The 208-nt window shown below is 57.7% G+C and carries 1 rRNA gene; it reads right to left on the minus strand.

What is annotated here, in order from left to right:
• A 5S ribosomal RNA gene (rrf, locus tag NR195_RS22885) occupies window positions 1-69 on the minus strand; the annotation flags it as partial.
• Window positions 70-208 lie beyond the last annotated feature (139 nt).

Here is a 208-nt window from a genome sequence, read left to right on the forward strand (position 1 = left end):
GGCGCTACGGCGTTTCACTTCTGAGTTCGGCATGGGGTCAGGTGGGACCACCGCGCTAAAGCCGCCAGGCAAATTCTGTCTCCGCGCCGCCCGTAAGGCCGCGCAGATATATCCGGTACAGGCTGAAAATCGTGTCTCTCAAAAACGCCTCTGGCGTTGTAAGGTTAAGCCTCACGGGTCATTAGTACCGGTTAGCTCAACGCATCGC

Source organism: Pantoea sp. Ft-CA_14 (assembly GCF_024520875.1).
GTDB classification, from domain to species: Bacteria; Pseudomonadota; Gammaproteobacteria; order Enterobacterales; family Enterobacteriaceae; genus Pantoea; species Pantoea agglomerans.